Below are 13,307 nucleotides of genomic sequence, written 5' to 3'. Positions count from 1 at the left end.
GCGGCCATGGCAAGATGACGCGGACGCCTTGTCGGTCCGCCCCAGGAGAGAAAAGCCATGGCCCGCATCGAGCAACGACTGGCCGCGCTCGGCCTCGTTCTTCCCCCGCCGGTGACGCCGCCGCCCGGCGTCGTATTGCCGTTCCGGTTCGTGCGCCTCGTCGGCCACCGCGCGTTGATCTCGGGCCATGGGCCGCTCAATGCCGACGGCACCCTCGCCGCGCCGCTCGGCAAGCTGGGGCGAGATCTGACCGTGGAACAAGGCTATGCGTCGGCACGGCTCACCGCCCTTGCCATGCTCGGCAGCCTCCAGCGCGCCCTCGGTGACCTGGACCGCATCAGCGCATGGACCCGCGTGTTCGGCATGGTCGCTTCCGCGCCCGCCTTCGACCAGCAGCCCGCGGTGATCAACGGCTTTTCCGACCTCATCCTCGAACTCTTCGGGCCCGAGACCGGCGCCCATGCGCGCAGTGCCGTGGGCATGGCGGAGCTGCCGTTCAACATCCCTGTCGAGATCGAGGGCGAGGTGGCGTTCGATGCGTGAGGTGACTTCGTTGCATCTCGCACGCATCCACCACGCCGCCATCATCTGCGCCGACTACGCGCGCTCGAAGCGCTTCTACACCGAGGTGCTCGGCCTTCGCGTGGTCGCGGAGAACCACCGCGCCGCGCGCGATTCGTACAAGCTCGACCTTGCGCTGCCCGACGGTTCGCAGATCGAGCTGTTCTCGTTTCCCGGAGCGCCTCGGCGCCCCACGCGGCCCGAAGCACAGGGCCTGCGGCACCTGTCGTTCGAAGTGCACGACGTGCAGGCCGCGGCCGGCGAACTGACAGCGCAGGGCATCCCGGTGGAGCCGCTGCGCACCGACGAGTACACGGGCCGGCGCTTCACGTTCTTCGCCGACCCCGATGGCCTGCCGCTCGAACTCTACGAAGCGGCGCCGGCCGGCGATCTCGACGCACTGCTGCTGCAGCTCGAAGGCGCACTGCATCGGCGCGAGGTGCGGGCCAGTCCCGCGCGGCTCGAGGAGCTGCTCGACGACGAGTTCCGCGAGCTCGGCGTCTCGGGCACGGAATGGACGCGGCCCGCGATCATCGAAGCGCTGCGCGGCGAAGCCTTCTCCGAGCGATCGATCGCGGACTTTCGCGTTGAGCGCATGGCGCCGGGCATTGCGCTGGTCACCTACCGCGCGCACCGCAGCGCAACGGAAGAACGCCCCGCGGCCGATTCGCTTCGCAGCTCGCTGTGGCGCATGCGGCGCGGCCGGTGGCGCATGGTGTTCCACCAGGGCACGCCACTGCCGGCGCCGGCCTAGGCCAGGTCGCCGAACTCCACGCTCACGCGCAACCCCGAGGGTTCCGCCGCATCGAGCCGCAGCTCGGCGCCCAGCAGCTCCGCATAGCGCGCGACGATCGAGAGGCCGAGACCCGAGCCCTGTCCGAGCTTCTGCCCCGCCGGGCCTTGCGCCCAGCGCTGCATCAGGTCGCGCTGCGCGTCGATCGGGATGCCCGGACCGTCGTCGATGACGCTCAGGGTGCGGCCCGCCAGTTCGACCGTGATGGTGCGCCCGCCATAGCGCAGCGCGTTGTCGATGAGGTTGTCCAGGATGCCTTCGACCAGCGCGTCGTTCGCGAGCACCGTGGTGCGTTCGTCCAGGCCGCGCGCACCGAGGTCGACACCGCGCGCATCGGCGCGTGCCAGGTGGCGCAGCACGGTCTGCTCGGCCAGGACGTCGAGCCGCACCGGCTGGCGCGCAAGGCCGGTGCGGGCCTCGTCGGCCAGCGCGAGCGCCAGCAGCTGGTCGATGAGATGGCTCGCGCGGGCCTGGCGTTCACCCACGCGCACGAGCTGCTCGCGCCACACCGCGGAGTCGTGCTGCGCCAATCCGTACTCGGCCAGCGCGCGGATGCCCGCCAGCGGCGTGCGCAGCTCGTGCGCCACGTTGCCCACGAACTCGCGCTGCGCGCGCACGCTGTGGTTCAACCGGTCGAACAGCGCATTGACCGCATTGCCCAGGCGCTGCACCTCGCGCGAGGTGCGCACCACCGCCACCGGCGAGAGGTCGTACACGTCGCGGCGGTCCAGGGCCTGCTGGAGTTCGCCGAGCGGCCGCAGGTCGCTGCGGATGCCATACCAGAGCCAAACCGCGAGCAGCATCAGCAACAGCACCTGCGGCGCAAGCGCATAGCCGAGCAGCCGCCGCACCAGTGCCGTGCGGCTCAGCGTGGTCTGCGCAATCACCACCCGATAGGGCACCGGCAGGCCCGGCTCCGCGACCGGCTGGAGCACCACCGCGCGCAGCACCTTGCCGTCGAAGTCGATGTCGGAAAAGCGGAAGTGCGCGCCTTCGGCCGGCAGCGGTGCGTGCAGGCCCGCTTGCCCCGAGATCAGCGTGCCGTCCAGCCGCTGCACCGCGAAGTAGACCTTGTCGACCTGGTCGAACAGCACCGTGGCCACTTCGCGCGGCGTGAGCAGCAGCTCGACGCCGCGTTCGCCCGCCTGCACGTTGGCCGCGAGCGCATAGGCGTCGTCGAGCATGCCGCGGTCGAAAGCCTGCTCGGAAAAATAGTTGGCGATGACCAGGGCGATCACCGCCCCCAGCATCCACGTGAGCGCCAGCGGCACCAGCACGTTGCGCAGCACGCGCCGCGTGAGCGAAGGCGCGGCCTCGTCCGGCCGAGGCGCATCCGTCGTGGAAAGGCTCACACTTCGGCTTCGAGCAGGTAGCCGATGCCGCGCAGCGTGCGGATGCCCGCGCCCGACCCCGCGAGCTTCTTGCGCAGCCGCGAGATGAAAGCCTCCAGTGCGTTGTCGCCCAGTGATTCGTCGAAGCTGGAGAGCTTGTCGGAGAGCGCCCGCTTGCTGACCGTGCGGCCCGGCGGGCTCATGAGTTCCCACAGCACCTCGAACTCGCGCGCCGGCAGGTCGAGCGGACCGCTGGCGGTGGAAAAGCGGCGCGCCTTGCGGTCGAGCTTGAGCTGGCCGAGCAGCACGATGTCCTCCGTGCCCTTGGCACGCCGCACCAGCGCACGCAGGCGGGCCTCGACCTCGGCGAGGTCGAAGGGCTTGCCCAGGTAGTCGTCGGCGCCGGCATCCAGGCCGGCGATGCGCTCCTCGGTGCGGCCGCGCGCCGTGAGCACCAGCACCGGCGTGCGGTCGCCGCGCGCGCGCGCCTGCCGCAGCGCGGTGAGGCCGCTGGCCAGGCCGCTGGTCGGGCTGGCAGTGGCCGGCAGGTTCAGGTCGAGCAGCACCGCATCGAAGGGCTGCACGCGCCAGAGGTGGTCGGCATCCTCGACATTGGCCGATACATCGACCCGGTGGCCGGCATCGGCAAGGCTGCGCAGCATCACGTCGCGCAGCACGGCGTCGTCTTCGACAAGCAGGATTCGCATGGTGTGTGAGGTGGGTTGGAGTGCCTATTCTTGCGCGAAGGAGGGTCAGCGGCGCGTCAGCACGCCCAGGCGATAAACACGCCATGAGCATACGACAGCAACCCGCGGCCGGGGCCTTTTTCAAGCCCCTCGCGACCCCATGAGCGCCCGCGATCCCGCCGATCTGCTGACGGTGGTGCATCCCGCGGTGCGCCGCACGGCCGTCGTGCTGCTGCATGGTTTATGCAGCACGCCTGACGAGCTCCTGACCGTGCAGTCGGCCCTGCGCACCAGCGGCTACGCGGTGCACCCGCTGCCGATCGCCGGCTATTCCTTCGACGCCGGCATGCCGCTGCAGCATGCGCTGCCGTACGAACGCTGGATCGATGCCATCGAGGCGCGCGTCAAGGCACTGCGCCTGCAGCATGACCGCGTGCTGCTGGTGGGCATCTCGGCCGGTTCTTCGTTGGCACTCGGTGCGGCCATCCGCTGCGGCAGCGACGTCGATGCGCTGGTGCTGATGTCGACCACGCTGCGGTTCGACGGCTGGGCCATTCCCCGCACGCGCGTCTTGCTGCCGCTGGCGTTCTACACGCCGCTCGGGCGCCTCTGGCAGTACCGCGAGTGCCCGCCCTACGGCGTGAAGAACGAACGTGTGCGCGCCTGGATCGAACGCGAGCTGCGCCACCGCAAGGTCTCGCGCGCGGGCAGCTCGGTGCTCGGCGTGGGCCACTTGCGCGAGCACGACCGGCTGATTCGCCATGTGAGGCGCAACCTTCACCGCGTGCAATGCGCCAGCGTGCTCGCGCTGCATGCCCGCGAAGACGAGGTGGCCAGCCTCGCCAATCTCGACATCCTTGCGCGGGGCCTGCGCTGCCGCGACTTCCGCAGCGTCGTGCTCCACGACAGCTATCACATGATCTCCATCGACAACGACCGCCAGCAGGTGGCGCGCGAAACGGTTGCCTTTGCCGATGCGGTGGCCCACGCCGCGGCCGGCGGCATCGGCGCGTTGCCTGCGCACCTCCTTTCCGCCTGAAAGAAAAAACGCATGTCCTCCACCTCCTTTCCTTCGCCGGTCTTCAACAGCATCGCAGCCATCCTGGTGGGCAGCTTCGACGTCGCACCGGCTTCCATTGCGCCCGGCACGGCGTTGTCCGACCTGGGGCTGGATTCGCTCGCGTTGATGGAGTTCGTGTTCGCGGTGGAAGACGCTTTCCATCTTCGCCTGCCCGAAGACAAGCTCGATCCGCGTGAAGCGGGCATCACGCTGCAGCGCCTGTGCGAGGCGATCGACGCGCAGATCCGGTGCGACGCGGAGCCCGCCATGGCCGCTTCCGCGTGAGCAGCGGCGTCGCGCATTCGGTGCTCGCAGCCTCTGCCCTGAACGAAGCCGCCGCCCCGGTGCGCGTGACGGGTCTCGGCTTCGTCACGCCGATCGGCCACACGGTCCGGCCCTTCGACGATGCGCTCTTCTACGCAAGGTCCGCGGTGCGCGCCCAAGCGCTCGGCATCCCGGGGCTCGACCCGGTCGAGCTCGCGGTGGCGCACTGCGATTTCGACTCGGCCAGCGTGCGCAGCGGCTCGCGGCTTCCGCTCGACCGGGGCACCGCCATGGCGCTGTCGGCCGCGCGCGACGCTGCCGCAGAAGCGGGGCTTCGCACCGGCAGCGTCGATCCCGCACGCCTGGGCATCTTCTGGGGCAGCGGGTTGGCCGGTGCGGGTGCCTTCGACGACACCACCCGCGCGCTCTACGGCGAACAGCGCCGAATGCGGCCGACCACGGTGCTCACCGTCATGCCCAACGCCGCGGTGGCGGAGCTCGCACTGCAGTTCGGCGCGCAGGGTGCGGCCATTGCCTACGCGTGTGCCTGCGCCTCCTCGGCCGTGGCCATCGGCGAGGCCATGCGCGCCATCCGCGGGGGCTGGATCGACGTGGCCATCGTCGGCGGGCATGAGGCCATGCTCACACCCGGCGTGATGGCCAGCTGGCATGCGATGCGAGTGACGGCGCCTGCGCCGGCCGGTGCGCCGGACAGTGCCTGCCGGCCTTTCTCGCACGATCGCGCGGGCTTCGCGCTCGGCGAAGGCGCGGCTGCGCTGGTGCTCGAATCGCAAGCACATGCACGCGCGCGCGGCGCCAATGAAGCCATGCCGCTTTTCCTCGCCGGCTACGCGACCAACTGCGACGCCACGCACATCACCAACCCCGACCCGGCCGGACAGGTGCGTGCGATGCGCGCCGCGCTGCGCGACGCCGGCATCGGGCCTCTGCAGATCGGCCACATCAACGCGCACGGCACCGCCACCACCGCCGGCGATGCCGCCGAGGCCGCCTCCATCCACGAGGTGTTCGGCAATGCCGTGCCGGTGAGCGCCACGAAAGCCATCCATGGCCATGTGCTGGGCGGCGGCGGCGCGATCGAGCTCGTGGCGGCGCTGCGCACGCTGGCGCGCGGAATGCTCCCGCCCACGGCCAACCTGCGCGTTCCCGATGCGGCCTTCGACCTGGACTTCGTGCGCGGCGATGCGCGCGAAGCCGCGAACCTGCGCTACGTGCTTTCCAATTCGTTCGCCTTCGGCGGTACCAATGCGGTGCTGATCGCGGCCCGCGACCACGGACGCTGACCTACAGCCCGGCGGCTGCACCGCGTTCGCCGGGCCAGCGTCCGGGCATGGGTATGCTGTCGCCCATGCGCAGGCTCGCCACACCCCAGGACCTCGAACCGGTCTTCGCCATCTACATGCATGAGAAGGTCGTGCCCTTCCTGGGCTACGACCCGATGCCGCTCGACCACTTCCGGCCCATCTACAAGGAGCTGGTCGACAGCCGCAGCTTCTACGTCTATGAAGCCGAAGGCCGCGTCGCGGGCTTCTACCGCGCGACGCGCTATCCGGGCCGCGTGAGCCACGTGGCCTGCCTCGGCACGCTCGCGGTCGATCCGTCGCTGCACGGCAAGGGCATCGCGCACGCCATGGTGGGCGATGGCATTGCCAGGCTCGTGGCCGAAGGCGTCAAGCGCATCGAGCTCTATGTGGAAAGCGACAACGCGCCGGGGCTGCGCTTCTATGAAAAGCTGGGCTTCGAACGCGAAGGCACATTGCGCAAGTTCTACAAGCGCGCCGGCGAAGCCGACTTCATCGACGATCACCTGCTGGCGCTGCTGATCGACTGAGCCGATGGGCCCGAGGGCTTCCAGCGCCGCAGCAGCAGTGCATTGGCCATCACGCTGACGCTCGACAGCGCCATGGCCGCGCCCGCCACCACCGGGCTCAGGAGGCCGAACGCCGCGAGCGGGATGCCGGCCACGTTGTAGGCAAAGGCCCAGAACAGGTTCTGCCGGATCTTGGCGACCGTGCGCGCCGAAAGCTCGAAGGCTTCGGCCACCAGCGCGAGGTCGCCGCGCATCAGCGTGATGCCCGCGGCTTCCATTGCCACGTCGGTGCCGCCGCCCGAAGGTGCCATGGCGATGCCCACGTCGGCCGCGGCCAGCGCCGGGGCGTCGTTGGCGCCGTCGCCGACCATGGCGACCACATGGCCGCCCTGCTTCAGCGCGCCGACCTGCGCCGCCTTGTCGGCCGGCAGCACATCGGCCCGCACGTCTGCGGCGGCAATGCCGAGCCGTGCCGCCATCGCCTCCGCGGCACGCCGGTTGTCACCGGAGATCATCACCACGCGCAGGCCCCGCCCACGCAATGCGCGGACGGCTTCGGCGGCCTCGGGCTTGGGCTCGTCGGCAAAGGCCAGGAGCGCCTGTGCCTGGGCACCGCCTGCCCCGTCGAAGCGCAGCAGCGCGGACACCGTGGCGCCCAGCGAATGCAGGCGTTCGACCTGGGTGGCATCGGGAACGACGCCGAGTTCCGCGCACCAGCGCAGGCTCGCGATGGCCCACTGTTCGCCGTTCACCTCGCCGCGCACGCCGCGGCCGGGCAAGGCCTGCATCGCGCCCAGCGGCGGGGCCGCCACGCCGCGCTGTGCAGCAGCTGCCGTCACCGCACGCGCGAGCGGATGCTCGCTGCCGCCCTGCAGGCTCGCGGCCGTCGCCAGCAAACCGGCTTCATGCATGCCACCTGTGAGTGGCACGAGCGGCACGAGGGCCGTGAGCACCGGCCGGCCGAGCGTCAGGGTGCCGGTCTTGTCGAAAGCCACCGTGTCGACCCGGTGCGCGAGTTCAAGTGCGCGGGCGTCCTTGACCAGGATGCCGCGGCGTGCCGCGACGCCGGTGCCGGCCATCACCGCCACGGGCGTTGCAAGCCCCAGCGCACAGGGACACGCGATGACCAGTACGGCCACCGCATGGATCATCGCGCGCTCGATGCCGGCGCCCGCGAGCAGCCAGCCGGCCAGCGTGGCCAGCGCAATCACCAGCACCACCGGCACGAACACCGCCGCGACCCGGTCCACCAGCCGCTGGATCGGCGCCTTGGCGGCCTGCGCGTCCTCGACCAGCCGGATGATGCGCGACAGCACGCTCTCGGCGCCGACCGCCTTCACTTCGATCACCATGCGGCCGTCGCCATTGACCGCGCCGCCGGTCAGTGCATCGCCCGGCTTCCTGGGCACGGGCAGCGGCTCGCCGGTGAGCATCGATTCATCGACTTCGGATTCGCCCTCGACCACGCGCGCATCGGCCGGCACGCGTTCTCCGGGACGGACCGCGAGCAGGTCGCCCACCATCACCTCGGCGATGGGCACATCGCTTTCACCGCGCGTGCCCACCAGGTGCGCAAGTTCCGGCCGCAGCTGCTGCAGCGCGCGAATGGCCGAGGTGGCTTGGCGCTTGGCGCGGGCCTCGAGCCACTTTCCGAGCAGCACCAGCGTGATCACCACCGCCGACGCCTCGAAGTAGAGGTGCGGCACGGGGCCGTGCGCCGCATGGCCCTCGGTGGCCGCACGCCACCAGAGCCAGAGCGACAGGCCGAAGGCCGCGCTGGTACCAAGCGCCACCAGCAGGTCCATGTTGCCGGTGCCCGCCCTGGCGGCGTGCCAGCCCGCGCGATAGAAGCGCGCGCCGAGCCAGAATTGCACTGGCGCGGCCAGCAGCAGCTGGATCCAGGGGGCCAACATCCAGTCCTGCCCGAAGGGCTGCCCGAGCATGGGGGCCAGCAATGGAATCGACAGCAGCAGCCCGACGGCCACCGGCCCGAAGCCGTGCCACGGCGACAGTGCCGCGGCCTCGCCAATCGGGCCGCTGGCAGTGCGCGGCTCGTAGCCGGCGGCCCGTACCGCGCGCCGCAGGCGGGCATCCAAGTCCTCGCCGTCGGCCACGACCACGCGTGCCGATTCCGTGGCGAGGTTCACACTGACGTCCTGCACGCCCGGCACGCTCTTGAGCGCGCGTTCCACGCGCATCACGCACGAGGCGCAGGTCATGCCGCCGACAGAAAGATCCAGGGTGCTCATGGGAAGAAGGGGGGAGTGCAGCAGATTGTCCATGCCTCGAGGCTAAAGTCTCACATCATGGCAAGGTCAAGTCCGGAGATCGAGTATCCCTGCGCTGGACATTGACATCATGAGAGGGTTCAAACTGAGGCTTCGCCAATTCAACAGGAGCAACAACGATGAGTCAGAAATTCCAGGTCTCGGGCATGAGCTGCGGACACTGCGTGAGTGCGGTCCAGAACGCGGTGCAGACGGTCGACCCCGAAGCGCAGGTGACGGTGGATCTTGAAACCGGCCATGTCGACGTGCTGAGCGCGCAACCGCGGCAGGACATCGTGGCCGCCATCGAGAACGCCGGCTACCGCGTCCAATGAGCAGCTTCGGCACCGTCGCCATCGGCGAAGCGGCCCGTCTCTCGGGCGTCTCGGCACGCATGGTGCGGCACTACGAGGGCCTGGGCCTGCTGCCGGCGGTCGCGCGCACCGAAAGCGGCTACCGCCAGTACGGCGATGCCGACATCCACACGCTGCGCTTCATCAAGCGCTCGCGCGACCTCGGCTTCTCGATGGAAGAAATTGCCGAGCTGGTGGGGCTGTGGCACAACCGCCGCCGTGCGAGCGCCAGCGTGAAACGCATCGCCGAGAAGCACCTCGGTGAACTGGAGCAGCGCATCGCGGACATGCAGTCGATGCGCAACACGCTCGCGCACCTGGTGCATTGCTGCCAGGGCGACGCGCGCCCCGACTGTCCCATCCTCGACGACCTGGCCGAAGCCAAGGCCGCCTGAACGGCCTCAGGCGCCCCTGACCAGCGCCAGCACCTTGCCGGCATCGAGGGTGCGGGCCTTTTCCTGGATCGCGGGCAGGTACTGGGTCTGCAGGCCATTGCCTTCCTGCACCACGTTCGAGAAGGCGTCCTTGAGCATCTGCGTGGAAAGCGTGCGGCCGCCCGCGTAGTAGCGCTTGGCCACATGGCCCAGCGCATAGGTCGAGGCGAAGCTCATGCCCGAGCTCACGGCCTGGTTGCCCAGCCCGCGCAGCAGACCGCCGCCCATCTTTCCCAACAGCCCGCCAAGCAGCTTGCGCCCGGCCTGCTCGAGGTACTGCGAGGTCAGGCCCACGCCGACGGTGGCCAGGAAATCCTTCACATGGCCGCTGTCCAGTTCATAGCCGTGGGCCTTGCCGATGCGGTAGACCAGTTTCATCTGCAGCGGAATGATCGCCATCGTGGAAAGCGTTTCGGGCAGCAGCTCGAGCGCGCCATTGAGGATGGCTGCGTTGAGGATCGACTTGTCGAGCTCCGCGCTGTCGGGCGCCGGCACGGCGGCAGGCACCGGCGATGCGGTTGCGCCGGCGGCGGCCGCGGGCAACGCGGCGGGAACGGCCGCGGCAATTTCTTCCGCTTGGCGCGAGAACTGCGCGGCGGACGTATCGAGCCCGAGCGACGTCCGCACGTCCGCGAGGAACAGCCGCTCCGCCTCGGACTGCGTGCCGTCGGCATCGCACACGCACACCGCCATTTCATAGGCCAGCTGCCGGGACTCCGTGCTTTGCAGGTCGCCGGCCACCGCGGCCAGGGAGACGCGCTTCATGAGCACGTCCTGGTAGAGCGTGGGCAGGTTCACGCCGTCGGCCTGCGAGAGACCTTCGGCAATGCGCTTGATCTCGGCGCGCTCGCGCTCGTGTTTTTCGCCGTCGACGAAGGCGGCCAGCAAGCTCAGCGTCACGATGGCCTTGGTTTCGGAAGGAGTCACGTTCGAGTTTCCGGAGATTGAAGGACAAAGTTCGTTCGGGATCGCGCGCGAAGGTTCCGCCGGCGGTTCTCCCCACAAAGCTTGGGCAACTCTGTGGATAACACCCGGACTTCCATGTAGGAGGACTCCAAGCCCTTGATTTCAAAGGCAAAACTACAGTCTGCCCAAATATGAGGCGATGAATTACTCGCGCCGGAAAACGCCTTTCGCAGAATTCCGGGACCCTGTCAAAGGACAACTCTGGGGAGAGTTCCGGCACAAGCAAGGGGTTATCCACAGGGCGGAGCCGCCGGCCGATGTTGTCCCTTTTGGCGCGACAGCTCGGAAGCGCAGCTGCGCACAGTGACAGAGGCATGACAAGTGACTGTCACACAAGGAAAAAAGAGCCCTGTCCACAGAAAGGTGCCGCCCTTATCTACTACTACTAATTTGAATAAGAAGAATAAGAAGAAGATAGGAACGCAGCGCCGCGCTCGAAAAAAAGCCGCGAAAGGCCGCGCCCGTGTTCGTGGCGCCACGGGCCCGGAACCGGCCTGGCCGCGCGGCGTCCCCTCGCTAACATCCGGGGATGAGTTTCAAACCCCGGATCCTGATCGCCGAAGACGAATCGGGCATTGCCGACACGCTCCAGTACGTGCTGAAGAGCGACGGCTTCGCGCCGGTCTGGTGCGCGACCGCCGAGGAAGCCATCGCGCAGTTCGCACAGGAGCCCCCGGCGCTGGCCATCCTGGACGTGGGCCTGCCCGACCTCAACGGCTTCGAGCTGTTCAAGCGCCTGCGCGCGCTGAACCAGGCGCAGGGCGGCGTCGAGGTACCGATGCTGTTTCTCACCGCGAGAAGCGACGAGATCGACCGGGTGGTGGGGCTGGAGCTCGGTGCCGACGACTACATCGCCAAGCCCTTTTCGCCGCGTGAACTGGTGGCGCGCGTGCGCACCATCCTGCGGCGCAGCGCGCGAGGGGCGCCTGGAGGGGGTGCAGGGCCTGGCAGCGGGGTACCCCCTCAAAATCCGGGCGCGGCGGCCCCAGCGAGCCCTCAGCCCCCCGCAATGCCGTTTGCGCTGGACAACGAACGCATGCAGATCCGCTACTACGGGCGCCTGCTCGAACTCTCGCGCTACGAGTACGGCCTGCTGCGGCTGCTGGTGCAGCGCCCCGGCCGCGTCTTCACGCGCGACGAACTGCTGCAGCTGGTCTGGGACGATGCGAGCGACAGCTTCGACCGCACGGTCGATGCGCATGTGAAGACCCTGCGCGCCAAGCTCAAGGCGGTGGCGCCCGACGTGGAGCCGATCCGCACGCTGCGCGGCACCGGCTACGCCTTGAACGAAGAACTGCCGGCCAGCGCGCCGTGAGTCGCCGTACGCGGATCTTCATCGGCATCCTGCTGATCTACACGGCGGGCATCGCGTTCCTGCTGTACCGCGTGGTGTCCGACATCGATCCGCGCTACCGCGAGTCGGCCGAGGAATCGCTGGTCGAGACCTCGCAGCTCATTGCCAGCCTGGTCGAGCAGGACGTGATCGCAGGCGCCATCACCACCGCACGGCTCGACCCCTTGTTCCGCACGGTCTATGCGCGCGAGTTCTCGGCCCAGATCTACAACCTGCACAAGAACCGCGTCGAGCTGCGCGTGTACGTGACCGACCGCACCGGACGCGTGGTGTTCGACTCGCTCGGCAGGCACCTGGGCGAGGATTATTCGCAGTGGAGCGATGTGAACCGCACGCTTGCGGGCCTGTATGGCGCACGCACCTCGCGCGACGTGGACGGCGACCCGCGCACCTCGGTGATGTACGTGGGCGCGCCGATCCGCTGGAACAACGAGATCGTCGGCATGGTCAGCGTCGGCAAGCCGGTGCAGAGCTTCGGCCAGTTCGTGGAAGACGCGCGCGCCCGCACGCTGTGGGTGGGCGTGGGTTCGGGGCTCGCGCTGCTGCTGCTGGCGGTGATCGTCTCGGTGTGGCTGGTGCGTCCGTTCGGACTGATCTCGGACTACTGGACGTGGGTGCGCGCACAGCGCACGCTGAGCGTCTCGCGCATGGCGCGTCGCGCGGTCGATGCGGTGCGCACCGGTTTCAGCGAGATGCGCGATGCGCTCACCGGACGCAACTACGTGGCCGACTACGTGCAGACCTTCACGCACGAAGTCAAAAGCCCGTTGTCCGCGATCCGCGGCGCGGCCGAACTGCTGCAGGAACCGGCAATGCCGCATGCGGAGCGCGAACGCTTCCTCAAGAACATCGAGCGCGAGACGCAGCGCATCCAGGAGATCGTCGACCGCATGATGGAGCTCACCGCGCTCGAAACCCGGCGCGGGCTCGACCGCACCGAGCCGGTGGCGCTGGCTTCGCTGATCGAGGACGTCGCGCTGAGCGCGCAGCCTGCGGCCGCCAAGCGCGACATCGGCGTGAAAGTGAACATCCGCGCCGACGCCAGCACCGAAGGCGATCCGTTCCTGCTGCGCCGTGCCATCAGCAACCTGCTGGACAACGCCATCGATTTTTCACCGCCGGGCAGCGAAGTGCTGCTGACGCTGGAAACCACCTCCAAGCTCGCGCGCGTGACCGTGCGCGACCGCGGTCCGGGCATTCCGGACTACGCACAGGAAAAAGTCTTCCAGAAGTTCTACTCGCTGGCGCGGCCGCACAGCCAGAAGAAGAGCACCGGCCTCGGGCTGGCCTTCGTGAAGGAGATCGCCGCGCTGCACCGCGGACGCATCGAACTGGGCAATGCGGTGCGCGGCGGCGCGGTGGCCACGCTCACGCTGCCGCTGCTGCCCTCGTCGCATCACTGACGAA

14 protein-coding genes are annotated in these 13,307 nt (G+C 69.0%); 10 read left to right on the top strand and 4 right to left on the bottom strand.

The annotated features are described in order from the left end of the window. The first annotated feature begins 57 nt into the window (after positions 1-57). A complete protein-coding gene (locus ABID97_RS02865) occupies positions 58-543 on the top strand; it encodes a RidA family protein (RefSeq protein WP_354397049.1) in 486 nt (161 codons plus the stop codon). Then, the gene (gene gloA2, locus ABID97_RS02860; RefSeq protein ID WP_354397048.1) at positions 536-1,315 is read left to right on the top strand and encodes an SMU1112c/YaeR family gloxylase I-like metalloprotein; all 780 of its coding nucleotides are present in this window, start codon (positions 536-538) and stop codon (positions 1,313-1,315) included. Before ABID97_RS02865 ends, gloA2 begins: the two co-directional genes overlap by 8 nt. On the opposite strand, the gene ABID97_RS02855 is transcribed toward gloA2, so the two are convergent. Next, complete coding sequence (locus ABID97_RS02855) at positions 1,312-2,706, bottom strand: sensor histidine kinase (RefSeq protein ID WP_354397047.1); 1,395 nt, start codon at positions 2,704-2,706, stop codon at positions 1,312-1,314. The two genes, gloA2 and ABID97_RS02855, sit on opposite strands and share 4 nt — an antisense overlap. After that, positions 2,703-3,392 (bottom strand): response regulator transcription factor, encoded by a 690-nt coding sequence (locus ABID97_RS02850; RefSeq protein WP_055807193.1) that lies wholly within the window; start codon positions 3,390-3,392, stop codon positions 2,703-2,705. Before ABID97_RS02850 ends, ABID97_RS02855 begins: the two co-directional genes overlap by 4 nt. A 139-nt stretch (positions 3,393-3,531) precedes the next feature. Here ABID97_RS02850 and ABID97_RS02845 point away from each other — a divergent pair, with 139 nt between their 5' ends. The 4 genes from ABID97_RS02845 to ABID97_RS02830 are packed head-to-tail and all read left to right on the top strand — an operon-like array spanning position 3,532 to position 6,547. Beyond that, entirely contained in the window at positions 3,532-4,410 is an 879-nt protein-coding gene (locus ABID97_RS02845; protein WP_354397046.1) for an alpha/beta hydrolase, read from the top strand. Between the two features lie 12 nt (positions 4,411-4,422). Beyond that, positions 4,423-4,716 carry an acyl carrier protein gene (locus ABID97_RS02840; protein ID WP_354397045.1) on the top strand — a complete coding sequence of 98 codons (294 nt, stop codon included), beginning with the start codon at positions 4,423-4,425 and terminating at the stop codon, positions 4,714-4,716. Further along, positions 4,713-5,999 (top strand): beta-ketoacyl-[acyl-carrier-protein] synthase family protein, encoded by a 1,287-nt coding sequence (locus tag ABID97_RS02835; protein ID WP_354397044.1) that lies wholly within the window; start codon positions 4,713-4,715, stop codon positions 5,997-5,999. Before ABID97_RS02840 ends, ABID97_RS02835 begins: the two co-directional genes overlap by 4 nt. A gap of 47 nt (positions 6,000-6,046) precedes the next feature. Next, entirely contained in the window at positions 6,047-6,547 is a 501-nt protein-coding gene (locus ABID97_RS02830) for a GNAT family N-acetyltransferase (RefSeq protein ID WP_354397043.1), read from the top strand. Here ABID97_RS02830 and ABID97_RS02825 read toward each other — a convergent pair. Continuing rightward, complete coding sequence (locus ABID97_RS02825; RefSeq protein ID WP_354397042.1) at positions 6,520-8,808, bottom strand: heavy metal translocating P-type ATPase; 2,289 nt, start codon at positions 8,806-8,808, stop codon at positions 6,520-6,522. The two genes, ABID97_RS02830 and ABID97_RS02825, sit on opposite strands and share 28 nt — an antisense overlap. A 125-nt stretch (positions 8,809-8,933) precedes the next feature. On the opposite strand from ABID97_RS02825, the gene ABID97_RS02820 reads away from it, so the two are divergent. Then, positions 8,934-9,128, top strand: a complete 195-nt coding sequence (locus ABID97_RS02820) for a heavy-metal-associated domain-containing protein (RefSeq protein WP_124960334.1) — start codon at positions 8,934-8,936, stop codon at positions 9,126-9,128. Next, positions 9,125-9,541 carry a Cu(I)-responsive transcriptional regulator gene (gene cueR, locus ABID97_RS02815; protein ID WP_354397041.1) on the top strand — a complete coding sequence of 139 codons (417 nt, stop codon included), beginning with the start codon at positions 9,125-9,127 and terminating at the stop codon, positions 9,539-9,541. The genes ABID97_RS02820 and cueR overlap by 4 nt, the downstream gene beginning before the upstream one ends. Before the next feature lie 6 nt (positions 9,542-9,547). Here cueR and ABID97_RS02810 read toward each other — a convergent pair whose 3' ends face one another. Continuing rightward, positions 9,548-10,507, bottom strand: a complete 960-nt coding sequence (locus tag ABID97_RS02810; protein ID WP_354397040.1) for a YcjF family protein — start codon at positions 10,505-10,507, stop codon at positions 9,548-9,550. 568 nt (positions 10,508-11,075) lie between these two features. On the opposite strand from ABID97_RS02810, the gene creB reads away from it, so the two are divergent. Continuing rightward, a complete protein-coding gene (gene creB / locus ABID97_RS02805; RefSeq protein WP_354397039.1) occupies positions 11,076-11,861 on the top strand; it encodes a two-component system response regulator CreB in 786 nt (261 codons plus the stop codon). Continuing rightward, positions 11,858-13,303, top strand: a complete 1,446-nt coding sequence (gene creC, locus ABID97_RS02800) for a two-component system sensor histidine kinase CreC (RefSeq protein WP_354397038.1) — start codon at positions 11,858-11,860, stop codon at positions 13,301-13,303. The genes creB and creC overlap by 4 nt, the downstream gene beginning before the upstream one ends. The last annotated feature ends 4 nt before the right edge of the window (positions 13,304-13,307 follow it).

Source organism: Variovorax sp. OAS795 (assembly GCF_040546685.1).
In the GTDB taxonomy this organism is placed as follows: Bacteria; Pseudomonadota; Gammaproteobacteria; order Burkholderiales; family Burkholderiaceae_C; genus Variovorax.
The sequence above is the reverse complement of the archived record's forward strand: the minus strand, read 5'-3'. Positions and strand labels throughout refer to the sequence as shown.